Origin of the sequence: Roseivivax halodurans JCM 10272, assembly GCF_000521785.1 — a bacterium.
Classification (GTDB): Bacteria; Pseudomonadota; Alphaproteobacteria; order Rhodobacterales; family Rhodobacteraceae; genus Roseivivax; species Roseivivax halodurans.
On record NZ_JALZ01000001.1, the window covers coordinates 42,058 to 64,898 of the forward strand.

A 22,841-nucleotide genomic window follows, 5' to 3' on the forward strand; every position below is an offset into this window, starting at 1 on the left:
GGATCAGCGGAAGAGGCTGAGGATGTTCTGCGGCTTCTGGTTCGCCATGGTCAGCGATTGCGTGGCGAGCTGCTGCTGCACCTGCAGGGCCTGCAGGCGCGCGGCTTCCTCTTCCATGTTCGCGTCGATCATCGCACCGACGCCGGCGTCCAGGTTGTCGGTCAGCTTGTTGAGGAACTCTTGCTGTCCCTCAACGGATGCAGAAGACTGGCCTAGCTTTGTTGCAATGTCAGCCACTTCGCCGGAGGTCGTTTCGGCGGTTTCAAGAACGGCCTTCAAAAAGGCTTCACCTGTGGTGAAATCGGTGGCGATTTCTTTAAAGTTCGCGATGTGCTGTGCCATATTATGCCCCTCGACCTCCATGGTGGTCGCGGTGAAATCACCGGCGCGAGAGATCCCCGTCACAACATTCTTATTTGTACTGGCGGACGTCCCGGTATCTTTGCTTGTGAACGTCCCATCAGTCGCCAAGTCGGCTCCGGTTGCGGCGGAATAGCTTGAGGCACCCAGTAGGTCATCACCGTTGAATGTCGACTGCGCTAGCGTAGCTTCCATGCGCTTGACGAGTTCATTTAGATCGTTCTGGATGTCGGTTTCGCCACCTTTCGCGCCTTGTGCAAAGGCAATCTTGTCGACGAATTCCTTCGACAACGTGTTGATTGTTTCAGCACCGACCCGGGCGGTTTCGATCGAGTTTTTGGTCAGTGTGAGACCCTCGTTGATCGAAGACAGGGCGGAACTGTCGCCTTTCATCGATTCCGAGATCTGGAAATAAGCGGCGTTGTCCTTGCCCGAATTGACCTTGAGACCGGTCGAGATCCGGTTCTGGGTGCTGTCGAGGCTGTTGTTGATGTTCCGCAGCGTCGTGAGGGCGTTCATTGCGGAATTGTTGGTAAGGATGGAAGACATTGAGGTTCTCCTGCTAGCCGTTTGAGAGGACCGTCGTTCTGACGGAGAGCGGTCATACCCGCACTATTTAAGCCGGTTGTGGCTTCGATATTAGCGGAAAAGGCCGAGAATATTCTGCGGCTTCTGGTTTGCCATGGTCAGGGATTGGGTTGCGAGCTGCTGTTGCACCTGCAGCGCCTGAAGGCGTGCCGCTTCCTCTTCCATATTGGCGTCGATCATCGAGCCCACGCCCGCATCGATGTTATCAGTAAGCTTGTTCAAAAACTCTTGCTGACTCTCGATGGAAGAAGCGGACTGGCCCAGCTTTGTCGCAATGTCAGCCACGTCTCCCGACAGACCTTCGACAGTTTTTAGAGCACCTTTCAGAAAGGCCTCACTGGACGTGGGCGTCTTGGCCGCTTCGGCAAAGCCATCCGCCATTGTCTTAAAGTCCGTTATCAGAGACGCCACGTCGTGTGTTTCCATCTGCATGGTAGTCGCACCGAAGGTTCCTGCCCGAGAAATGCCGGTGACCACGTTTCGCGTAACCTTAACAGTGGCAGGGCTAGCGCCGCCAGCAGCGGTACTCCCGTTTTCTGTTTCTCCAATGGTTCCGTTAGCAGTATCCAAGACTCCCGCCGTAATATCCAGGTCTTCATCGTCCTCTGTGTATGATGCCGCCCCAAGCATGTCGTCGCCATTGAACGTCGATTGAGCCAGCGTCGCTTCCATCCGTTTGACGATTTCTTTGAGGTCGTTGCCGATGTCATCCTCGCCTCCCTCAGCGCCTTGGGCGAAGGAAACCTTTTCGAAGAACTCTTTGGACAAATCATGTATCGTTTCGGCCCCAACTCGGGCGGTCTCGATCGAGTTCTTTGTCAATGTAAGACCTTCGTTGATCGACGACAGCGCTGAACTGTCACCTTTCATGGATTCCGAAATCTGGAAGTAAGCGGCATTGTCCTTGCCGGACTGCACCTTGAGACCGGTGGAGATCCGGTTCTGGGTGCTGTCGAGGCTGTTGTTGATGTTCCGCATCGTCGCAAGCGCGTTCATTGCGGAATTGTTGGTGAGGATGGAAGACATGAAGTCCCTCCGTACGTTCTGATCACCTAGGGCGTCGTTCTGACAGCCGGGGCGACCGAAGCCGCTCACAGGGAAGTTGGGAAATGCGGTTTCAAGAAGGTTAAGGTTTGGGAAATTTTGGAGGGGCTGAAATTGGCCCTCGCGATTCAGACCTCGCGATCGAGCAGGCCCTTCGGGGCATGTGCGCTCCCGAGGGAGCCGTCCGCACCGTAGAGGCCGCCGAGCCCGTGACGGCCGCTGATGCGTTTCAGCGTATTGGCCATGCCGCGCACCGTCTCCGCGACATGGGCGAGGCGGCGGCCGTTGCGGGTCATCTGCGTGCGCGTCGTCTCGAGCCGGTCGCGCATCTGCGGATCGGTCTCGGCCGAGGCGAGCAGTTCCTCCGCCCGCGCATCGAGCCGGTCGAGCAGGGTTTCCTTCTCGGAGGTCATCGCCGCAAGCGCGCGCGTGTCGCCGGCATCGAGCGCGGCGCTCTCGCGGCTTAGCAACGTGTCGAGAGCATGGAGGTCGGGATCGGTCCGTCGGAAAAGCATCACTTGGTCTCCTCAGTGGGAAGGGCCTGTCCGCCCTGATACGCGTCCATCGCCCGGCCGACGCTGCGTGCGATGCCGGTGCTCCCCTCGGCCGCGATCTGGTCGGCGACCGCGCGGGCGAGGAAGGACCGCCAGGTTTCCTCGGCATGCCCGCCGCCGAACATGCCGATCTTCACGGTCTTCAGCATCTCGTCGACGGTTTGGGTCAGGAACGCGGCCTCGAACTCCCGCGCGGTCTCTGCAGACGCGTTCTGCGCGGCGGGCGGTGCGGGAGGAACGGCAGCGAGGCTCGGGATCTTCACGACAGCGCTCCTCAGATGATCTCGAGATCGGCGTGAAGCGCGCCCGCGGCCTTGATCGCCTGCAGGATCGATATCGTCTGCGTCGCGGTCACGCCGATGGCGTTGAGCCCGTCGACCAGCCGCTGCAGGCTGACATCGCCCTGCAGCACGGTGAACTGGGCGGGCTCCTCCTGCACCTCGACGCTGGTCTGCGGCACCACCACCGTCTCGCCGATGGAAAAGGGCTCGGGCTGGCTGACCTCGATCTGCTCCTTGACCATGACGGTGAGACCGCCCTGGCTGACCGCGACGGTGGCGATGCGCACGTTGCCGCCCATGACGATGGTGCCGGAGCGCGCGTCGATGACCACCTTGGCCCGCATGTCGGGATCGACGGAGAGGTTCTCGACCGCCGCCAGCACCTCGGGGACCCCACCGGCCTTGCCCTCGTAGTCGATCTGGACCGTACCGGGATCGAGCGCGCGGGCGGAGTTCGGCCCGAGCTCGGTGTTGATCGCGTCGGCGATGCGGGAGGCGGTGGTCATGTCGGGATCGCGCAGGGCGACGCGCATGGAATTGAGTGAGCCGAGCTCGAAATCGATCTCGGTCTCGACGGTCGCGCCGTTCTCGATCCGCGCGACGGTCGGCACGCCCTCGACGATCGAGGCGTTGACGCCCTGCGCGGCATAACCCGCGACCGCGATCGGTCCCTGCGCCACGGCGTAGACCTCGCCGTCGGCGCCGCTCAGCGGCGTGACGATCAGCGTGCCGCCGCGCAGGGAATCCGCGTCGCCGAGCGAGGAGACGACCACGTCGATCGTCGAGCCGCGCCGCGCGAAGGGCGGCAGCATCGCGGTGACCATGACGGCGGCGGTGTTCTCGGTCCGGATCCGGTCGTCGCTGAGATTGCCGACGCCGAGGCGCTCGAGCATGCCCTCGATGCTCTTTTCGGTGAAGGGCGCGTTGCGCAGGCTGTCCCCGGTGCCGTTCAGGCCCACGACGAGGCCGTAGCCGACGAGCTGGTTCTCCCGCACCCCCTCGAAGAACGCGATGTCCTTGATCCGCACGTCGGCGAGCGCCGCACCCGCCAGCGCGACAAGCGCCAGCACCGGTGTGATGCTGCGAAGAAGGAGGAGGCGGCTGAAGATCGGCATCGAGGATCGGCCCGGGTTCGAGTGCATGGGGCGGATTGAGCACAGGCGGTCAAGAATAATCAAGAATAAAATCTTCTAATCATGTATTAATTGTTGAACGGTGGCGCTTTTCTTGTCAGTCTGGACAACAGAACGCGCAAGGAGCGCAGCGTCTGTGGCGCTGCGGGACGAGTATGAACCTTTTTGTCTTCGAGCCCCGGACAGAACGTCATGCGGCGCTGGCCCGCGAGTTGAAGAGTGCAGGTCTGACGATCCGTTTTCTCACCGCCGAGGCTCTTTCGGCGGATTCAAAGACGCTCTCGGTTCTCTGTATCGAAGGGGCCGGGATCCTCCTTGCGGACAGCGAGGACGCGCTGGCGCAGGTCGAGGCGCTCCGGGCGGCCGGCAGCAGGACGCCGATCGTCGTGATGCGGGACGTGCGGAACGGGCCCCGAGTGGCCCTGCTGCTCGATGCGGGCGCCGACGACGACATCGTCATCCCGGTGAAAGGGGAGGAGCTGCGGGCCCGGCTTCGCTCGATCATGCGCCGGGTCGCGGGACATGCGGGACGCAGCCTGCAATTCGGAGAGATCACCGTGTTCTTCGACGGCCGCCATCCCGAGATCCGGGGAGAGGCGATCCACCTGTCGGGCCGGGAATATGCGCTCTTCCAGCATCTTGCCCTGAACGCGCGTCGCATCACCAGCAAACACGCGCTCTATGACGCGCTTTACGGCCTCTCCGAGGATCGCCCCTATGACAAGGTGATCGACGTCTATCTCTGCAAGCTGCGCAAGAAGCTCTCGGCGGCGTCCTCCTGCGGCCATCCCTATATCGAGACGGTGCACGGTCGCGGCTACACGCTGACGACCCCGGATGAGCCCGACGTGATCGCCGCCGAATAAGGGGCTCGGCTCAGCGCATGTAGTCGAGGAAACTCAGGTTCAGGATCCGGGCGGAGACCTCGTAGCTGGCCTGCAACCGGCCTTGGGTCTCCGTCATCCGGCTGGCTGCCTCGTAGGGATCGACGCCTTCGAGATCGTTGATCTGCTTGGTGTAGAGCGACTTGCGGCCTTCCTGCCGCTCGACCATGTCGGCGAGCCGCGCCTGCTGCCCGCCGAGGGCCGCCTCGCTTTCGAGAAGGCCCGAGAGGCCGCTGGAGAGCTTCCCGGTCGCGTGGCCCATCCACGCGCGGTAGGCCTCCGGGTCCTTGATCGTCGCCGCATCGACGCCCGCTAACATCGCCAATCCCTGCATCAAGTCGCGGAAGGCGGGATCGTTCGCCTGGATGCCCCAGTCGAGCGTCTCCCCGGTATCGATCGAGGCGCCGAGCCTCGGGCCGTCTGCCGGGGCGCCGCCATAGAGCGCGGTGTCGTAGGCGGCGCCGGCGAAGGCGTCGTCGAGCTCCTCGGCCATGGCGGCCGCCTCGGTTCCGGTGGTCGGCCCGCCGCCGGCAACGCTCGCGACGAGAGCCGCGGGAGACATCACCCCGCCGGGGCCTTCCTCCTGCCAGCCGGCGAGGGCCCGGGCGTCCGTCGCGACGCCGGCAAAGAGCGCGCGGCCCTCGTAGGAGGTGTTCGCGAGCGCGGCGATCTGGTCGAAGGCCGCCCGCGCCTGGCTCGCGAGCGTGCCGGCGGTCTGTCCCGGGGCATCCGCGTTCGGCATCGCAAGGCTGAGGACCTCCTGCGCGATCTTTCGCATGCCCGAAAGCGCGGTCGCGGTCGCGCCCATTCGGTTTTCGAGCAGGGCATTGGAGGTCAGAAAAGCCTCGGTGCGGCCAAGATTGGCCTCGAGCCTCAGCGATTGTGCGGCATCGTGCCCGAGCGCCTCGTAGGAATTTGCATGGCGCCCCGTCGACACCTCCTGCGCCGCGCGGTCGATTTCGGACTGGACCCGCAGTATGGTGTCGCGTCGCATCAGCTGCGTGGCGAGGGTCGAGGGGGCGAGAGGGCTCATGGCCATGGGCGATGTCTCCGGAAGGTCAGACGGCGTCGAGCAGGGTGTCCATCATCCGCGTGAGAGCGGAGATCACCTGCGCGTTTGCGGCGTAGGATTGTTCGATGGACAGAAGCTCCTGCAGCTCGGTGTCGACGTTGACGCCCTCGGTGGTGGAGCGTTGCGTCGCGATCGCCGCGGCCGAGGCGGCATGGCCCGCCGCCCTGTCGCGCGCCTCGGTGGCGGCGACGTTGTGATCTGCGACGATCGTTGCGGCATAGTCGCTGAGCCTCACGGATGTTCCGGAATCGTCGAAACTCTGTTCTTCGAGGGCCTCCGCGTAGGCGAGGATCTGGGTCGGGTCGGAGGTCGAGCCGCGGGTGCTTGCATTCACGCCGTCACGGAGCCGCCAGAGTTCGTTGTCGCCGTCTGTCCGGACCCTCTCGTTGACAGCGAGATTTGAGGCGAGCTCGTCTGGGCCGTCATTATCTTCAGGAGGATCGTAGACAAACAGTCCTTCCCCGCGGGCCGCGGGTGTCTTCTCAGCCTTTTCGAACAGGGTCACGAGCCCTTCGGCGAGCGAGTCGAGCTCTGCCGACATATCGGGCAGCTTGCGTGTCGTCAGCGTGACGTTTGCCGCGAGGCTGCCGCTCGAGATGCCCCGCGAGCTGGAGCGTTCCGGCGTGATGTCGATGCGCGCTTCGCCGGCGCTGAGGGTCCCAGTGCCGTCCTCGAACGTCAGGTGATGCGCTTCCGTCCCTTCGACAAGAGCCGCGCCACCGCCGACGCGGAGATCGAGCGTACCGTCGGCGCGGGGCGAGACGTCGAGATCGACGATCTCCGAGAGCCGGTCGATGGCCGCATCGCGCGCATCCTCGGCCGTGGCCCGCTGCGCACTCCCGACCTCGGTTTCGCCGATCCTGAGATTTGCCGTCGCGATCTGGTCGAGCAGCTTGTTCGCTTGCGCGATGTCGGAGCTCACCGCCGAACGGGCATTCGCCTTCGCCTCGCTCGCCGCATTTGCCGCCTCGCGGATGTCGCGTGCGAGCGTCTCGGCCGAGGAGAGCACGGCGCGCTGCGCGCTGGTATCGCCAGGTGATCCGCTCAGCAGGTCGAGATCGGCCTGCAGGTCCGCGATGCGCGCGGGCAGGGCGTGCCCTGATCCGCTGCCGGCGAGGCGGTCGGTGTAGAGCGCGATGCCGTCGCCCAGCGTCCGGTGATAGGCGGCCGCGGCCACGTCGTCCCGCTCGCGCGCCTGCAGCGCCCCGTTCACGTCGCGCCGGATCGCCGAGACCGCAACGCCGCCGCCCACGCTCGGGGCGTCGAGGGAGGCGGAGCGGCGCACGTAATCGGCGCGCCCGGCATTGGCGATGTTCTCCGAGGTGATGGCGCCGCGCGTGCCGGCCACGGACAATCCGCTGCGGCTGGCGGCGAGGGCTGCGGTGATGCTCATGGCTCAGGTCTCCTCGGGCGGGATCAGCGCTTCAGCGACAGCGTTTCCTCGAGCATCTGGTCGCTCGTGGTCACGATCTTGGCGTTGGAGGAGTAGGCGCGCTGCGCGACGATGAGGTCGGTCAGCTCTTCGGCCACCTCGACATTGGAGCCTTCGAGGGCGCCCGCGCTGATCGCGCCCGCGCCACTCTCGCCGGCCCGCGCAAGCTCGAGCGGGCCGCTCGAACTAGACAGCTGGAACGCGTTGCCGTCCGCCTGCGAGAGGCCGTCGGGGTTGGTCACGGTCGCGAGCGGCACCGAATAGAGCAGCTTGCGCGCGCCGCTGTCGAAGATGCCGTAGACATCGCCGCTGTCGGTGATCTCGGAACGCACCATCGATCCCGCCGCCGTGCCGTCCACCTCGGCGGAAAGGCCCGAGAAATCGCCGGCGAACTGGGTGATACCGTCGGTGGAGTCGGGGGTGCCGAGCGAAAGTTTGATTTCATGGGGCTCGGCTCCGTCGTCCATTGTGAGCGTGGCGATGCCCGTATCTGCGTCAAAAACGAAGCGGTCACCTGGGACTGAGGCCAAGGAGTAATCGCTCGGGGTGCCTGGTGACGCCTTAGTACCGTCGAATATGATTCCGATCGTGCCGAGATCATCTTCGCCATCGGCGATGGTCACCTCCCAAGTGTTGGCGTCCTTGCCCGGCTTCCACGAAAACTGCAGCCGCTGAGCTTCGCCGAGCGGCGTGTAATATTCGGCCGAGGAGACGAAGGGATCACCGGCCTCAAGACCGGTGGCCTGCGCGGGCAGGTTGGCCGCGATGGACATGGTGGTCGTGGCCTGTCCCTGGATCGTCTGGTTGCCCACGTTCACGGTCTGCAGATCGCCGAAGGTGTTCTGGTCGACCGCGCCGAGCGTTCCGTCCTCCCCATAGGCGTTACCGGCGAGGTAATACCCCGCGGCGTTCACCAGGTTGCCGTTTTCGTCCGGGCGGAACGAGCCCGCGCGGGTCAGCATGTAATTGGCGGCGTTGGTCTCGTTGGGATTACGCGACACCACGAAGAACCCCTGGCCGGAGATGCCGAGATCGGTGCCGACGCCGGTCGATTTGAGCCCGCCGCCGGTCGAGATGTCGGCCCGGCCCGTCGCGCGAACGCCCGCGCCTGCGGACATGGGGCCTTCTCCCGTGGTGGAGGAGACCATTTGCGAAAAGCTGCGCCGGTAGCCGTCGGTATTGGCGTTGGCGATGTTGTTCGAGATGTTGCCGACACGGCTCGAATTGGCCGACAGACCGCTGATGCCGATCTGCATCGCTTGAGAGATGCTCATGATCCTGTCCCTTTCTGGATGGAGCCGGCTTCGGCCGACAACGTGTGACAGCGCTTGCCCTCGATGTTGTGGGGGGCGCTTTCGCAAAGGTTAAAGTTCGGGCTCATCGACGCCTTCCGCGCGCATGCGCCCGCTCCGGTCGGCGACCTGCGCCGCGGAATCGATCTGCCGCCGGACCGCCTCACGGCGTAGCGGGGACGAGGGCTCCGCAGGATTGGCGACCTCGCGGGCGATCTCGGCCCAGGCCGGCGTCTCCTCCAGCGTCGGCAGCGCCGCGAGGATGCGCTCCACCTGTCGGGGCAAACCGGCCCGGTGCGCCGCAAGCACCATTCTCGGGGCAAGGCTCGGGCCGATCGCGCCCTCCGCCTCCCAAAGCTCCGCATAGAAATCCGAGGCGCGGCCCCATTGGCCGTCGTCGTATAGGGCGTCCGCCTTGAGGCGCAGCAAGTCGGGCGCGGGGCTGGTCTGCAGCAGCGCATCGGCGTCGCCGCTCGCCAGCAAAACCTCGGAGCGGAGGGCGTCGAACCTTGGGCGCAGCGCGGGCTCCAGATCACCGGGGCCCGCAGCGAGGATCGCGGCCGCCGCGTCGATCCGCCCGCCTGCGATCAGGGCCTCCGCCTCGCGCAGGCGCAGGCGCGCCCGGCGGGCGGGCTCGTCCTCGGCGGGATCGACCTCGGCCGCGACCTCGACGAAATCCGCGAGCGTTCCGAATTCCCGCGCCGCCGCCGCGGTCATGCCAAGCGCGAGGAGGTGACCCGCGAAGCGCTCGGCCTCGGCGTGAAACGCCGCCTCGAAGCGCAGATCCGCGGCGAGGTTCTGATGCAGCTCGGCAAACGCGCCGAGGGAGATCTCGCCCGCCGTGCCGGCGTCGTAGATCTCCTCGAGAAGGCTCACGGCCCGGCGGCGCGCCTTCTGGGCGGCGAAGCTGCGGGGATGGGCTCGGAAGACCTCCGCGAGGGCCATGACGGCGCCGGCACGGTCACCGGCCGCGAGGCGCGCCTCGGCGAGGGCCTCCAATGTGGCGCGGCCGATCTCGTCGCCACGCCAGAGCGTTGCGGCTTGAGTCAGGAGTTCGGCGGCTTCCTCGGGTCGGAGCGTCTCGGTCCGCAGCCCGAGATCGACGAGCGCGAGCCGTGCGCGCTGCGCAAAGGCGTCGCGACCGAGGGCCGCCCGGCGATAGGCGTCGAAGGCCGCGACGTGCTCGCCGCCGGCCTCCCCGACCTGACCGAGGAGGTAATGGAACGCGCTGCCGTCGGCGATCCCGGGATGGTTTTCGAACCGCGTGGCGAGATCATGCGCCTCGCGCCAATCCTCGCGTTCGACGGTATATGCAAGAAGCCGGGGCAGCGCCTGCGCGCGCAGGACCGGCGGCAGGATATCGAGCGCAGCGACGGCACCGGCCAGCATCTCGCTCGAATTGTCGGCCTCCGGCGCCTCGAGTAGATCGAGAAGGGGACCGAGCGGCCAATCCGAGGGCAGCTCGGCCGACGGGGCCTCGCCGATGTCTCCAAGGACATGCGCGATGCGGCGGAGCGCGTCACGGCGCAGGCGGTCGCTCCGGTCCGTGACGGCGACGCTGCCAAGAAAGGAGAGCGCGTCCGAATGCAGACCCTGCGCGACGTGCAGGGCGGCGAGGTCGAGTGTGGCGCTTGCGTCGGGCTCGCCGTCCGGCGCCAGATCGGCGATCAGGCCGGCGCGGGTCTCGACGAAATCCGTAGCCCCGAAGGCCGAAAGGCCGAGATCGGGGATGGCGGAGGGAACGGGAGCAACCGGGGAGGGGGCAGGGATCTCCGGCCCGACCATGCGCGGGCCGGGATAGGGGAGCGGGTTCGGCCCTGCCATGGGCGCGACCGGCGATATCGCGTCGGGGAGAGGGACAAATATCGGTACGGGGTAAGGCGGCTCTCCCGCATGACGCCATGCCGCGGAACCAACGACCTTAGGTGGCGTCGCGGCTTCGGAGAATTTCGGCGCGGCCTTCTGCAGCATCTCGGGCGTGTCCGGGGCGGACGGCTTTCGGGGCAATGGCTGCGCCAAGCCAGGCACATCCGACGGCCAGCCGAGCGCCTCCTGCGGCGCGCAGAAGCAGGGGGGCTCGGGCGAAAGCGCCACCCCGGGATCGAGGCTCAGCACAAGCCCTGCCGATACTATCCATGAACTTATTTCCATGGCGCGTCTTCTATTCTTGCATTTGGGTGCTTTTTGTCCTAATCAATTCATGAAAGCAAGAAAAACATGACCTCTCGATGGTAAGCTCATATGGATAGTGTCGCGTATCTTCCGCTCTCGCTTGCCGGCGCGTTGCGCCGCGATCTGGACGTGACCGCGAACAATATCGCGAATGCCGACACCGCGGGCTTCAAGCGCGAGAGGGTGTCGTTCGAGACCTATGTCCAGCAAAGCGCATCGGTCGACCGGGACGAAGACGTCAACTTCGTCGTCGACCGGGGCTCCTTCCTCGACACCGCCCAGGGCGCGCTCCAGCATACCGGGGCACCGCTCGACCTCGCGCTCGAGGGCTCGGGCTGGTTCGCCTACGAGGGCGCGGACGGCGCGCGCAGCTACGGTCGCGACGGGCGGCTCTCGCTCGACGGGCAGGGCAATCTCGTGACGCTGACCGGCGCGCGGGTGCTCGATGCGGGCGGCGCGCCGATCGGGCTGCCGCCCGGCGATCTCGGCGCCGTCAGCGTCGCCCGCGACGGCACCATCACCGGGCCGGACGGTGCGGTGGTCGGGCAGGTGGGCGTCTTCGAGATCCCCGATCTGCAGGCCTACGAGCGCCAGGGCGCCGGCATGTTCGCGGCTCCGGCGGATCGGGACACGGCCCCGGTCCTGCCTGCGGCCGACACGTTCATCGTGCAGGGCGCGATCGAGGGCAGCAACGTGCAGCCGGTGATCGAGATGACACGGCTCATGGACATCCAGCGCAGCTTCGAGCGCGCGATGAAACTGACCACCACCCATGACGACTTGCGCCGCGATTCCATCTCGCGGCTCGGGCGCGCGACGCCCTGAAGAGGAGACGGACCTTATGAAAGCGCTCGGAATCGCGGCGACCGGCATGCTGGCGCAGCAGACCAATGTCGATGTCATCTCGAACAACATCGCCAACGCCAACACCACCGGCTTCAAGGCGCGCCGCGCCGCGTTCCAGGACCTCATCTACGAGAACGTCAAGCGCGAGGGCACCCAGACGGCGCAAGGTGGCGCGGCGCGGCCGACCGGCGTCGATGTGGGTCTCGGCGTGCAGACCTCGGGTGTGGTGCGGCTCAACACCCAAGGCGGCCTCGCGCAGACCGGCAACCAGACGGACATGGCGATCGACGGGAGGGGGTATTTCACCGTGCTCCTGCCCGAGGGCGGCCAGGCCTATACCCGCGACGGGGCGTTCCAGCTTTCGGCCGAGGGGCAGCTCGTGACGATGCAGGGCCATGAGGTCGATCCCGGCATCGTCGTGCCGGAGAACACGACCTCGCTCGAGGTGACCGACGACGGCACCGTGCAGGCCTTTGTCGAGGACGATCCGGTTCCGGTGGAGCTCGGCCGCCTGACGCTCACCACCTTCGTGAACGACAGCGGTCTGCGCGCGCTCGGCGACAACCTCATGCAGGCCACGGTCGCCTCGGGAGATCCACTTCCGGCCAATCCCGGCGATCCCGGTGTCGGCGTCATCCGGCAGGGGCATCTCGAGAACTCGAACGTCAACATCATCCAGCAGATCACCGATCTCATTCAGGCGCAGCGCGCTTACGAGATGAACTCCAAGACGATCGAGACCGCCGACCAGATGCTCTCGACCGCGAACCAGATCCGATGATCCGGCGCCTCGCCCTCGTGCTCATCCTGGCGGCGGGGAGCGCCACCGCCGCGCCGCTCGACATCCTCGTCGAGGAGCAGGCGCGCGAGGAATTCGGCGCGACGCTGCCCGAGCAGGGGACGTTCAATGTCACCCTCTCGACCGCGCCCGTCGAGGAGGCGATGGTCGTCTCCGCCTACTGGATGGATCCGGCCACGGGGCAGTTCGTCGCCAACGTGCTGACCGAGGCGGGGGTCCAACACCGGATCGCGGGATTTGCCATCTACACCGTGCCGGTGCCCGTGCCCGCGCGCCGGCTGATGTCGGGAGAGGTCATTTCCGAGAGTGATCTCGGCAGCATCGACATGCCCCTCTCGCGCATCGGAAGCTTCGCGATCGCCGATGCGGCGGGCTTGATCGGCATGGAGGTGAAGAGCCTTCTCGCCCAGGGCCGCCCGATCATGGCGCAATCGGTGCAGCAGCCCCTGGTCATCGCCCGCGGTCAGGAGGTGTCGATCCGCTACGACGACGGCCGCTTGGCGCTGACCGCGCCCGGACGCGCGCTGCGCGATGCCCACAAGGGCCAGGAGATCAAGGTCGTGAACCTGTCCAGCAATGCCACCGTCACCGGCACCGCGTCGGGCGACGGAACCGTGGAGGTAAGAAGATGAACCACCGGCTGATCCCCCTTATCGCCGCGGCTGCCCTCGCAGGATGCGGCGCGCCGGCCTTCAACCGCGACCCTGTGATCAGCGAGGTCGGAAGTGGCGCGGGAGCGCCCTCGCGCGTGCAGGTGCCGATGCCGCCGCCCGAGGTCGAGGGCGCACCCGTCCGCGCCGAACGCGCCTCGCTCTGGGGCAATTCCACCGGCGGTTTCTTTGCCGATACCCGCGCCGAGAAGGTCGGGGACCTCCTGACGATCGTGATCGACATCGAGGACCAGGCCCGGCTCCGGAACGAGACCTCGCGCTCGCGCGAAGGCAAGGCGAGCCTCGGAACGCCGACCTTCTTCGGCTACGGCGACAAGCTCAACAAGGTTCTTCCGGGGGTCTCCAAGGACGATATCGGCGCCGATCTCGTGGGCGTCGCAAGCGGGCAATCGGCGAACGGTGCCGGGTCGATCGACCGCGACGAGTCCATCTCGGTCCGGATGGCCGCGCTTGTCACGCAGAAGCTGCCGAACGGGAACCTCGTCGTCTCGGGGCGGCAGGAGGTCAAGGTGAACCAGGAACTGCGCGATCTGCGGGTCGCCGGGATCATCCGTCCCGAGGACATCCAGCGCGACAATTCCATCGCCTATGACAAGATCGCCGAGGCGCGGATCAGCTATGGCGGCCGCGGGCAGATCTCGCGCCAGCAGACACGCACCTATGGCGAAGACGCACTCGATGTGATCCTGCCTTACTGATTGCGTCGTTCTGACAGAGAGTTGCCGCAATCGGTTTTAAGTTGAAACGATGAGCCCGGGGACATCTCCCGGGCGCATCGCCGTTCGGCGCATGATCTCTCGGGGGCCTCGATGAAGACGACCATCCTGTTTTCGGCTCTTCCGGTGCTGTCGGTCCTGGCCGGGCTCGGATCGGGATTTGTCTTTGCAGACGAAGCCACCCCAGCCGTCCAACCCGCGCCGGCCTCGACGTCCCCTTCCGCCACCGAGCCAATGTCTCGGCGCGCGTCCAACGACACGTCCGAAAAGGCTGATCTCGACCTGGCGCGCGATGCCGAAAAGCCGGGGGCCCGCGTGGTCCAGCTCGGCCGTATCACGGTGCCGATTCAGAAGGCTCGCACCGTCTCTTACGTGGCCGCCGATCTGGGAGTCGCCATGCAGGATGCGGCGCTGGCAGAAGCATTTCGCGAACCGCAGGCCGGTCTGCGCCTGCGCAGCGCTGTCCTTGCCGCGCTGGTCGAGGCAACCGCGCTTCCGATCATGCAGGGGGCCGACATCGATACCGAGGCGCTGTCGGGGCATCTTGAGCGACAGATCATAAAGGACTTTGAGGGCGTCGAGGACGTTCTCTTCCTGTCATTCCAAAAGTCCGACGTACCACGCGCCTGAGACCTTTCAGATAGCCTCGACCCGCGGGAGCTGATCAACCGTTGCCTCGCGACCGGGCAGGATCCTATCGCAGCTCGACGACCTGCTCGGGGGAGATTTCCTGCCCCGTGGCCAGTTCCAGTCGCGTCTGGCCGTCCCGAAACAGGACGCTCTCGACGCGCGCCTCCGAGAAGGTCTTGAGCGTGATGGCCTCCCCCTCGGCATCGGTCGCGTCGATCTCGATCCGGTAGGTCCCTGCGGGCACCGGCAGCCCGTCGAGCGCGATGCCATCCCACGCGACCTCGTGTTCGGTCGCAGCCTCGCGGGGCAGGTCGTCTATATGCGCGATGGCGGTGCCGTCCGGATGGCGGATCGTGGCCCGGACATTCGCCGCCTCACGATCGAGACGATAGGACAATGAGGCGCCGCCCTCTTCGGAAAGCACGATCTCCGAGGTCGGCACGCGCACATCGCGCCCGATCATGCCGGCGGTGCTGAGGCCACTCAGGGCGCTCAGGTTTCCGGATATCTGCTCGAGATTGGTATTCGTCCGCACGGCCTGTTCGACCTGGCTGAGCTGCGCGAGCTGGGAGACGAACGTGGTGGCGTCCATGGGCTCCAGCGGATCCTGGTTCGAGATCTGTGCCGTCAGGAGTTGAAGGAAGTTCTGGTAATCGGTCTCGATGGATGTGGCCTGGGCGGGCTTCGGGGCCTTTGCCGCACCGAGTGCGGCTGTGCCGGCGTTCGGATCGATGGTCATGCCGGAGGTCCTTCCCGGTTAGTCATGTCAGAATGTCGAGGCGACCCTCGACCGGTCGGGGACGGTAGGATGCGGGATCTGCGCTCGGGCCCTCTGCCGGCTCTTCCGCGGAAGGGCCGCGCTGCGCGTCGGGAGCAGGCCGGTCGCGACCGTCGCCCCCGAAAGTCTCGAAATCGAGCCCGGCGTCGCCGAGGGGCACGCCGCCCTCTCCGAGCGCGCTCAGAAGGCCTGCCCGATCGCCGCGCAGCATCGACAGGATGGCCGGATTCTCGGCACGCAAGACAATCCGCAACTGCCCCGCCTCGTCCGCGGAGAGGTCGATCTCTAGAGGACCGAGGCCCTCGGGCGTGAGTTCGATGCGGGTGCGTCCCGTCGTGACGCCGACGCGGCGGATCTGATCGAGCACGGGCGGCTCGGGCGGTGCCGGTGGAGCTGCGGGGGCCGGAACCGGAGCGGTGCCCGTGGGCGCAACCGGGGCGGCGGGCGCGGCCGGTGGCAGCGCCACGGGCGGACCCTGGGGCTCGGCCGGGCGCGCCGGGATGACCGTCACGGCCGGTGCGGCAGGACCGGGCGGCGTCGGCGCGATCCGAGGCTGATCCGGGGCGGAGGGCGCGCCGCGCAGACCGTCGTCCGCCGACCGCGCTTCGCCGCCCGCGGTCCCGGAACGAGTGTCTGCCAACCCTCGGGGCGGTGGACTGGTCTCGGGGCGCGGTGTTCGAGCGGAATTCGGAAGGGTGTCCGTTCGCTCCACATCCCCCCGGTGGCTCGCATGGCCGACCCCCCGCTTGGGGGCACTGACGCTTCCCTGCGGCGCGCCTGCAGGATGGAAAACCAGACGGCCCGTTTCTGTGTCCTGTGACGTTCCGATCCCGAGGGCTGTCGCGACCTGCGCGAATGCAGAGTTCAGGGAGAGCAACGGAGTCGGGGCGCTCGGCCGACCCTCCGTCATCCCTCGAAAGAGGCGATTGGCGAGATCCGCCGAAGATCCGCCGCCGAGATGGTGCAGCATCGTGCCGCCTTGCTCGGCGTCGAAGGCAGCCAGATGCTCCGCGATCTTGCCAGCCATGGCCCGCTCGAGCCGCTCGAGACCGGCGGGGCTGAGGCCGGGAAGGGTGGCGAGATCATCCGCCATTTCCGCGTGCAGCTCAGAAAGCAGCTCGGCGACATCGGAGGGCATGTCCAGCCCGGGTTTTGCCGATGGGTCCGCGGTTTGAGCAGTCCGGCCTGCGATGCCGTCGCCCCGCATGGACAGAAACGCAGCGAAGCCGGCGCTGCGCGTCGGATCCGGCGGGGCGGTCCGTTGATCGGGAAGAGGTGTCTGGAGCGTCAGGATCTTCACAACAGGTCAGCTCAGTTGGGCGACATTGAAGCCGCGCTCGAGGAGATGGCGCTGGAGCAATCCCATGGCGCGCGTCTCCACCTGGCGGATACGCCCGGCGGAAATGCCGAGGGCTGCCGCCAGTTCGGCCGGGGAGGTCGGGGTTTCGTGAAGCCGCCGCGCACGGATGACCTTTTCCTCGAGCGGTGGAAGAGTGGCCAGCGCCTCGGTAAGAGCGTAGATCATGACATTCTCCGATGCCTGCAGGAGCATCCGCTCCTCGGGGCCCGCTTCCGCGTCCGGCAGATTACCCAGGATGTCGATGTCGTCCTCTTCGGGCGCGGCGTCGAGCGCGAGCTTGCCATGCACGATCGTCACCGCCTGAGACGTACTCGCTGCGCGCAGCGGAACGTCGACGACGCCGCGCACGTGGGGCAGGGCGTCGGTGATCTCGTTCCGCACCCACCAGACGGAATAGGTCGCAAAGCGTACGTCGCGGGTCCTGTCGAAGCGCTCCGCAGCCCGGACGAGGCCGATCATCCCCGCTGCCACGAGGTCTTCAAGATGGGTCGGGTTGTCCGTCCAGCGCCGGGCCACCGACCAGGCCAGTCGGGCATGCGACCGGATGAGGGTCTCGAGCGCGCGGCGATCTCCGTCCTCCTGCCAGCGCCGGATCGCGGATCTTTCCTCCTCGATGTCGAGCATCCGCGCGCTCAGGGCGGCGTCTCGCGACAGGCACATGGGTCACGCCTTGTTCTTGTGTGTACAAGAACAAATAAGCAAAAAGGCCGTCATCACAAAGAGGAATCTGGTTTACGGAAGGTTAAAGCGCAGAGATCGCGCCGAGTTACGCGGCAGACCTAAGTCAGCCTCACGATCGGCATGGTCTTCACGCCCAATGTCCTTCTGGATATCCGGGCTGCTCCGACCTGCGCCGAGAGTGCGGCGCTCGGACCTGCGGTTGCCGCCGTTATACGGCCTCTTGCCGGTGCGAGAATGGACCAGCCGAAGAGTGCCTGAAGTTCTCTTGCGAAGGCTTTTCGAAAGGTCGGGATGTCCAGTCCAAGACGGCGCGGCAGATCGGTAACTGCCAGAGAATTGCATCGATCGGCCAGCGACTGGACAGCAGCGATCTCGTCGGACGAGTCACGCCACCCTCGTTCCGAGATCAGAACGGCAGCTTGCGCGAGGGCTCGGCCGACCGCGGAGGTAGGGACGGCGTTCGCCCCCCCTCGCCGTGTGAGCGCTTCCGGCAGAACGAAGACAAGGGATCGCTCGTCGACAAAGAGATCGAGCTCTTCGGCCAGAACATCGGCCAGGGGCAAATCGGGCGCGATATGGCAATCGGCTGCGAAAACCGAAATTTCATCCAAGGGCGCGTCGGACCGCGTCAGGCAAATGGATGGGACTGGCAAGAAGCTTTGTATGAGGCTGCACAAGGCGTGGGGCTCGGCCGTCGACTGAGCTGTAATCTGACCGTCCCACATACCTTCGAGAATTCTTCCGAAGTGCATTCGTATGGTTCCAACTGCTCTTTAGGTTGTGATTTTTTGTTTATCAGCATGGACTTGCCCCCGGCTAGGCATTTTTCCGCGTATCTCCGGCCGTTTCGGAGATTGAGGCGGGAATAGGGCGAAGTGACGTTAACTAAATCGGTATATATCATGGAAATTGAGCAATAATCATTGAGCGGCTGTCGTTTTGCGCCCGCCTCGGCGGCAATTTTATGGCGAGACTTTCCGGTCGACGTCCCGACGTAAGTGTTGCCATTACGCTACTTACAAAAAACCTGATCACATACCGGGAACCGCCAAGTGATGCGAAGCGCGGGTGAACGCCCGTCCTCAATCCGCCCCTCTGAGGCGGATGAGCCGGATTTCCCCACCGTCCTCACGTGGCTCGTGGCGCCTGTTGAAGATCAATCAGTTCGCGGCTGTTTCGTAAGGTACGCGGACAGCAATTCGATCTCTGCCGCGCGTTCGCGCTCGGCGCCCGCCGCATCGATCCGATCGATCAGATGCCGGTACGTTTCGGCTTCACGAAACTCGTCGGCGGCTTGCCGTGCGACCTCGTCGCACCGCACACGGGTGCGGGCGGCATCTTGAGCCAGGTGGTCAGCGTGCGCACTCACCGACCGTATCCATCCCGCAACGTAACGTGCCGCCGCAGCGTCGGGGAGGGCCGGGTAATCGACGAGCGAAGCGAGAACGTCGTCCCGCTCCGCAACCAGGCGCGCATGTTCCGCGTCGAGGGTAGCATGCTCCCGCGCCGCCGCCTTGGCGCGATCCCGCGCCAGTCTCTCGATCAGGGCGATGGACCGTCTGCGTCGCGTATCCGTCATTCGGCCTCCTTACCCCGACCGGGGATCATCCGGGTCAGACGCTCTCGCATCCGGTCCAGAATTTCTTCCGAAAGTCCGGTACTTGGGATCGGGGCGGGCACGGATTGGGGCTCGGGTTCGACGATGGTCGGGCGGTCGCGTCCGGCGCCATCTTCCGTTGCGCCATGGGCCGAGCTCGCAAGCAGGCTGGCTGCAAGTATCAGAGCGGAGGACCTCATGCGGCCGGCAATTCGCGTTGGGCGGCTTCGATCGACTGGAAGTTCGGTTGCTTGGCCGACGGCACGTTGCCCCGCCCGATCTCGACGCAGATGTTCGGGGGGTGGTTCGCCACCATGGCGATGAACACGTCCCGGATCACCTGGTAGAAGGCGTGGTCCTCCTCCTCGATCTGCTTGAGCCGGCCGGAGATGGGCTGCACGAGGCAATAGGCCAGAAAGACCCCGAGGAACGTGCCCACGAGCGCTCCGCCGATCATCTTGCCCAGCACTTCGGGCGGTTGATCGATCGAGCTCATCGTCTTGATCACCCCGAGAACCGCCGCGACGATGCCGATCGCCGGCAGGCCATCCGCCATGGTCTGGATCGCCGAGGCGGGGACCAGGGATTCCTTGTGATGCTTCCGGATCTTTCGGTTTATGACCTCTTCGGTCTGAAACTTGTCGTCGAATTGCATGGCAAGCATGCGAAAGCTGTCGGTGATCAGCTCGATGGCAAAGTGATCGCCGACGATCCTCGGATAGCGCTGGAAGATCTCACTGGTGTGCGGGGATTCGATATGCTCGTCGAGCGCGAGTATTCCTTTGGTACGGTAAAGGCGGGTCAGTTCGAACAGCAATTGCAGCAGATGCGTGTAATCGCTGGCCTGCCATTTCGGGCCCTTTATGGTCCGCAGAATGCCTCCGGCAGCGCCTTTCACGACCGGCAGGGAATTGGCGATCACGAAGGCCCCGAGCGCGCCCCCGCCGATCATCATTCCCTCGTAAGGCAGGGCGTGGAGGACGATCTCCATGTTTCCGCCGGAGAGAATGAAGCCCCCGAAGATCAGTCCGAAGACCATGACCGTACCGATGAGCAATGTCATCGTTTGCTCTCCTGATGGTTGGCCGGCACGCCGACAGTTCGCCTTGTTAAGTATGATTAGTTTGACAGATAGTCAAGAATAGGTATGGATAGCTGGTGAAGTCATCGTCTTGCTGGAGCCACAAGTGGAGCGTTTTGCATATCTCGTCGACGAGGCCGAGCTCGGCGACGTTCGACCCGACTGGCCTGCTGGTGTTTCGGTCGCGCTATGCCTCGATGCAGAGGGCGAGGCCGGTCTCGTGCTGTTCGAGAACGGTGCCCATGACGGTCTGGCCGAACGGATTTCCGAAGCGACCGGCTGGGAAGGCGGAAGTTTTGCCGTCGCTCCGCAGATCGAGGGGTGTCCGACCCTGCGTCCGCTCTTCTCTCAGGCTCAGGACTTCCTGCACATCGTGGCCCGCTTTGACGGGCTCGACGACATGGCGCAACGGTTCCTCCACGGGGAGGAGGCGGCACCCCTTCCTGCCCGAATGTCGCCGGAGGCACAGGTCAAGTCGCGCCTTACGCTCTCGCTGCCGCAGGGCAAGCCGGACTTCCCGGCAGGGTATCGCAGCGCCGACGAGCTTTCGGGCGGACCGATGGCCTTTGTCCAGGCTCGGATCCGCACCGCGAAGGATCGGGTTCAGGTTGTTTTGGCCCCGGAGAAGGCCGGACGGCGGACCCCGACGCATCGGGTGAGCCATGTGGGGGTCCGGGACGATCTTCGCTGCTTCGTGGTGCCGCCTGATGTTCTGGGCGACTGCAGGCCCGGTCGATCACTGATCCTGGACATCCCCGAAGAATGCTTTCCCGCAGCTCTGGCTGCATGGCTGAAAGCCAGCGACGGAGCCGCCGACGTCACGGTCACGCGCGAGGGCGTATTCGTCACGCCGGTCGTCGCCGCCGGTCTGCGCAGGCCGGCACGAAAGGGGCCGCGGGGCGCACTCCGCGCGACGCTTCTCGCCGGCGTCGCCATGGGGTTGCTGTCGGGAAGCGTCGTCTCCGCCCTCCAGGATGGAACGGAACCGCGGGACAATATCCTTGCCTACCGGTCCGCGGTCGGACATTCGGGGCTCAATGTACTTGAGAGCTTCGCTCGATCCAAGGACTCGTCAGAACAGGCCGGCAACTGACAACCGTTCGATACTTTTGCGCTGAATTTTGCTCGATTATATACTTGAGGACATATACTGGAACTTTATGTGACCGGTTACGTTAACGTCCTGTTTACCGGTTTGACCAATGTCTGTCTAAGGAGAGCCGTAAGAGACGCTGCGACACGCGGGTCCATGTGGTGATGTTCCGAAAGGATCGTTGCGCATTTGTCCCGGGGCGCAAGGGGGTCGCAGAATGCGTCCGCCTGTCTTGCGAAGCATACGGCTCAGGGTGCGATGTGGTGAGAACCGCCTAAGATCGTTCAACCCGACGGGAGAAAATCCAATGAGCGTTAAGGACAGCAACGAAGGTTTGATTGCCGCTGTCGTGGCATCCTTTGCAGCCCGCCCCGACGTGACGCCCGATGAGATCGTCGACTTGGTGCGCAAATTGCGCAGGGAGGTCGACGAGACTGCCCCGCAGGTCGATGCGCCGGCGCGGGACGTGGCGGAGCCGGCCCTGCCGATCTCCCAGGCCGTCACTCGGGACAAGGTGTACTGCCTGTGCTGCGGAAAGGGCTTCAAGATGCTCAAGCGGCACCTGGGAAGCGAGCACGGCCTGACCGAATTGCAGTACCGGCAGATGTTCGATTTGCCCGAGGACATGCCGTTGGTCGCTCCGAGCTATTCCGAGCGGAAGGCCGATTATGCGAAGCAGGCCGAGTTCGGCAAACACAAGCGTCACACATCGGGCAATCTTGCAGAAAAGACCGAAAAGATCTCCTCCTGACCTGACCGCGGACTGACAACGACACCATGGCTGACGAGCACATCATCGTCCGTCGCGAGGCGGAAGAGGAGCACAGCGCCCATCACGGCGGAGGCTGGAAGGTCGCATATGCCGACTTCATGACGGCCATGATGGCGTTCTTTCTCCTGCTCTGGATCCTCTCCTCCGCCGAGGAGGATCAACTCGTCGGGCTGGCGAAGTATTTCTCGCCGGTCCTGCTGAACTCGAGTGGCAGCGGGCCGGGGGTTCTCGACGGGGAGACCGCCGAACACGACGCGACAGAGAAGCATGACCTGCAGCCGGAAGGGGCCGTCGAAACGGCCGTCCCCAGCTTCGGCCAGACCGAGCCCCTGGCCGTTTTCGACAGCCGCCTGCGCCATGAGGCGCAGCCCGATCAGGCTGTGGAAGACGCTGAAGCGTCCGGACCATCTGCCGCGGAGCCGAAGGAGGCTCTGACCGAACCTGCCGAGGCACATGAAGGAAAGCATGCGCTCGAGCATGCGCGCGACAAGCTGGAATCCGGCCTTGCCGCCGCGGCCAACGGCAAGGCTCTGTCCGAACACATTCGGATCACGCGGACCGAAGAGGGCCTCGAGGTGCAGATCGTCGATCTCGAGTCCGAAGCGATGTTCGAGCGCGGCAGCTCGCGCATCGAGGAAGAGACGCAAGCTTTGATCGAGATCATCGGTGATGCGATTGCGGGCGTTCCAAACAGGGTGATCATCGCAGGGCATACCGATGCGGTCCCGTTCTCGGAAAGCGGTCCCGTAGACAATTGGGAGCTTTCGACGGCGAGGGCGCATGCCACACGCCGGGCGCTGGTCGCACACGGAATCTCGGCCGACCGCATCGCGCGCGTCTCGGGCTTCGCCGAAACCCGCCCGCTTCTCCCCGAGGCGCCGACGGCACCGGAGAACCGCCGCATCAGCGTTCTGCTCGTCGCAGACTAGTCGCAGGACGCCCCGGCGGTCCCGCGCCCTCTGAAGGTCCGATACCCCGCCTGATCGCCCATGGCCAAAGTCATGC

General features: G+C 65.2%; 24 protein-coding genes. 9 read left to right on the forward strand and 15 right to left on the reverse strand.

Annotated features, from left to right (window positions below; translation table 11 throughout):
• Positions 1 to 3: 3 nt before the first annotated feature.
• The 5 genes from OCH239_RS00235 to OCH239_RS00255 form a co-directional block, all read right to left on the reverse strand.
• Entirely contained in the window at positions 4 to 909 is a 906-nt protein-coding gene (locus tag OCH239_RS00235) for a flagellin N-terminal helical domain-containing protein (protein WP_037256925.1), read from the reverse strand.
• 90 nt (positions 910 to 999) lie between these two features.
• The gene (locus tag OCH239_RS00240) at positions 1,000 to 1,974 is read right to left on the reverse strand and encodes a flagellin N-terminal helical domain-containing protein (protein WP_037256927.1); all 975 of its coding nucleotides are present in this window, start codon (positions 1,972 to 1,974) and stop codon (positions 1,000 to 1,002) included.
• 146 nt (positions 1,975 to 2,120) lie between these two features.
• Positions 2,121 to 2,507 carry a flagellar protein FlgN gene (locus OCH239_RS00245; RefSeq protein ID WP_037256930.1) on the reverse strand — a complete coding sequence of 129 codons (387 nt, stop codon included), beginning with the start codon at positions 2,505 to 2,507 and terminating at the stop codon, positions 2,121 to 2,123.
• Positions 2,507 to 2,809 carry a rod-binding protein gene (locus tag OCH239_RS23440; protein WP_244430283.1) on the reverse strand — a complete coding sequence of 101 codons (303 nt, stop codon included), beginning with the start codon at positions 2,807 to 2,809 and terminating at the stop codon, positions 2,507 to 2,509. Before OCH239_RS23440 ends, OCH239_RS00245 begins: the two co-directional genes overlap by 1 nt.
• Before the next feature lie 11 nt (positions 2,810 to 2,820).
• On the reverse strand, positions 2,821 to 3,942 hold the full coding sequence (locus tag OCH239_RS00255) for a flagellar basal body P-ring protein FlgI (protein WP_037256935.1): 1,122 nt from the start codon (positions 3,940 to 3,942) through the stop codon (positions 2,821 to 2,823).
• A 173-nt stretch (positions 3,943 to 4,115) separates the two neighbouring features.
• On the opposite strand from OCH239_RS00255, the gene OCH239_RS00260 reads away from it, so the two are divergent.
• Positions 4,116 to 4,826 (forward strand): response regulator transcription factor, encoded by a 711-nt coding sequence (locus tag OCH239_RS00260; protein ID WP_037256938.1) that lies wholly within the window; start codon positions 4,116 to 4,118, stop codon positions 4,824 to 4,826.
• 10 nt (positions 4,827 to 4,836) lie between these two features.
• Here OCH239_RS00260 and OCH239_RS00265 read toward each other — a convergent pair whose 3' ends face one another.
• The 4 genes from OCH239_RS00265 to OCH239_RS00280 all read right to left on the reverse strand — a co-directional run bounded on the left by OCH239_RS00265 (position 4,837) and on the right by OCH239_RS00280 (position 10,791).
• Entirely contained in the window at positions 4,837 to 5,883 is a 1,047-nt protein-coding gene (locus OCH239_RS00265; RefSeq protein ID WP_037256941.1) for a flagellin N-terminal helical domain-containing protein, read from the reverse strand.
• Between the two features lie 19 nt (positions 5,884 to 5,902).
• Positions 5,903 to 7,309, reverse strand: coding sequence for a flagellar hook-associated protein FlgK (gene flgK, locus OCH239_RS00270; protein WP_037256943.1), 1,407 nt, complete (start codon positions 7,307 to 7,309; stop codon positions 5,903 to 5,905).
• Between the two features lie 23 nt (positions 7,310 to 7,332).
• Positions 7,333 to 8,622 carry a flagellar hook protein FlgE gene (locus tag OCH239_RS00275; protein ID WP_037256946.1) on the reverse strand — a complete coding sequence of 430 codons (1,290 nt, stop codon included), beginning with the start codon at positions 8,620 to 8,622 and terminating at the stop codon, positions 7,333 to 7,335.
• Positions 8,623 to 8,712: 90 nt separating this feature from the next.
• On the reverse strand, positions 8,713 to 10,791 hold the full coding sequence (locus tag OCH239_RS00280; protein WP_157577759.1) for a hypothetical protein: 2,079 nt from the start codon (positions 10,789 to 10,791) through the stop codon (positions 8,713 to 8,715).
• Positions 10,792 to 10,881: 90 nt separating this feature from the next.
• Here OCH239_RS00280 and OCH239_RS00285 point away from each other — a divergent pair, with 90 nt between their 5' ends.
• From OCH239_RS00285 to OCH239_RS00305, 5 genes are all read left to right on the forward strand, one after another.
• On the forward strand, positions 10,882 to 11,637 hold the full coding sequence (locus tag OCH239_RS00285) for a flagellar hook basal-body protein (RefSeq protein ID WP_037256953.1): 756 nt from the start codon (positions 10,882 to 10,884) through the stop codon (positions 11,635 to 11,637).
• Positions 11,638 to 11,653: 16 nt separating this feature from the next.
• Positions 11,654 to 12,439, forward strand: a complete 786-nt coding sequence (gene flgG, locus OCH239_RS00290; RefSeq protein ID WP_037256956.1) for a flagellar basal-body rod protein FlgG — start codon at positions 11,654 to 11,656, stop codon at positions 12,437 to 12,439.
• On the forward strand, positions 12,436 to 13,089 hold the full coding sequence (gene flgA, locus OCH239_RS00295; protein ID WP_051489082.1) for a flagellar basal body P-ring formation chaperone FlgA: 654 nt from the start codon (positions 12,436 to 12,438) through the stop codon (positions 13,087 to 13,089). The genes flgG and flgA overlap by 4 nt, the downstream gene beginning before the upstream one ends.
• Complete coding sequence (flgH, locus tag OCH239_RS00300) at positions 13,086 to 13,826, forward strand: flagellar basal body L-ring protein FlgH (protein ID WP_037256959.1); 741 nt, start codon at positions 13,086 to 13,088, stop codon at positions 13,824 to 13,826. The genes flgA and flgH overlap by 4 nt, the downstream gene beginning before the upstream one ends.
• 111 nt (positions 13,827 to 13,937) lie before the next feature.
• Positions 13,938 to 14,474: a hypothetical protein gene (locus OCH239_RS00305; protein WP_037256961.1), complete on the forward strand. Its 537-nt coding sequence runs from the start codon at positions 13,938 to 13,940 to the stop codon at positions 14,472 to 14,474.
• A gap of 64 nt (positions 14,475 to 14,538) precedes the next feature.
• Here OCH239_RS00305 and OCH239_RS21570 read toward each other — a convergent pair whose 3' ends face one another.
• The 6 genes from OCH239_RS21570 to motA all read right to left on the reverse strand — a co-directional run bounded on the left by OCH239_RS21570 (position 14,539) and on the right by motA (position 19,953).
• A complete protein-coding gene (locus OCH239_RS21570; RefSeq protein WP_051489083.1) occupies positions 14,539 to 15,213 on the reverse strand; it encodes a flagellar hook assembly protein FlgD in 675 nt (224 codons plus the stop codon).
• A gap of 22 nt (positions 15,214 to 15,235) precedes the next feature.
• Positions 15,236 to 16,390: a flagellar hook-length control protein FliK gene (gene fliK / locus OCH239_RS00315; RefSeq protein ID WP_157577760.1), complete on the reverse strand. Its 1,155-nt coding sequence runs from the start codon at positions 16,388 to 16,390 to the stop codon at positions 15,236 to 15,238.
• 168 nt (positions 16,391 to 16,558) lie between these two features.
• Entirely contained in the window at positions 16,559 to 17,272 is a 714-nt protein-coding gene (locus OCH239_RS00320) for a sigma-70 family RNA polymerase sigma factor (RefSeq protein ID WP_037256966.1), read from the reverse strand.
• A gap of 119 nt (positions 17,273 to 17,391) precedes the next feature.
• On the reverse strand, positions 17,392 to 17,904 hold the full coding sequence (locus OCH239_RS00325) for a hypothetical protein (RefSeq protein WP_157577761.1): 513 nt from the start codon (positions 17,902 to 17,904) through the stop codon (positions 17,392 to 17,394).
• A gap of 545 nt (positions 17,905 to 18,449) precedes the next feature.
• Positions 18,450 to 18,872 (reverse strand): ribonuclease H family protein, encoded by a 423-nt coding sequence (locus OCH239_RS00330; RefSeq protein ID WP_037256972.1) that lies wholly within the window; start codon positions 18,870 to 18,872, stop codon positions 18,450 to 18,452.
• A 214-nt stretch (positions 18,873 to 19,086) separates the two neighbouring features.
• Positions 19,087 to 19,953: a flagellar motor stator protein MotA gene (motA, locus tag OCH239_RS00335; protein ID WP_037256975.1), complete on the reverse strand. Its 867-nt coding sequence runs from the start codon at positions 19,951 to 19,953 to the stop codon at positions 19,087 to 19,089.
• A gap of 124 nt (positions 19,954 to 20,077) precedes the next feature.
• On the opposite strand from motA, the gene OCH239_RS00340 reads away from it, so the two are divergent.
• The 3 genes from OCH239_RS00340 (at position 20,078) to OCH239_RS00350 (ending at position 22,765) form a co-directional block, all read left to right on the forward strand.
• The gene (locus OCH239_RS00340) at positions 20,078 to 21,064 is read left to right on the forward strand and encodes a hypothetical protein (RefSeq protein ID WP_037256978.1); all 987 of its coding nucleotides are present in this window, start codon (positions 20,078 to 20,080) and stop codon (positions 21,062 to 21,064) included.
• 307 nt (positions 21,065 to 21,371) lie between these two features.
• A complete protein-coding gene (locus OCH239_RS00345) occupies positions 21,372 to 21,815 on the forward strand; it encodes a Ros/MucR family transcriptional regulator (protein ID WP_037256981.1) in 444 nt (147 codons plus the stop codon).
• Positions 21,816 to 21,841: 26 nt separating this feature from the next.
• Positions 21,842 to 22,765: a flagellar motor protein MotB gene (locus OCH239_RS00350; RefSeq protein ID WP_037256984.1), complete on the forward strand. Its 924-nt coding sequence runs from the start codon at positions 21,842 to 21,844 to the stop codon at positions 22,763 to 22,765.
• Positions 22,766 to 22,841: the final 76 nt, after the last annotated feature.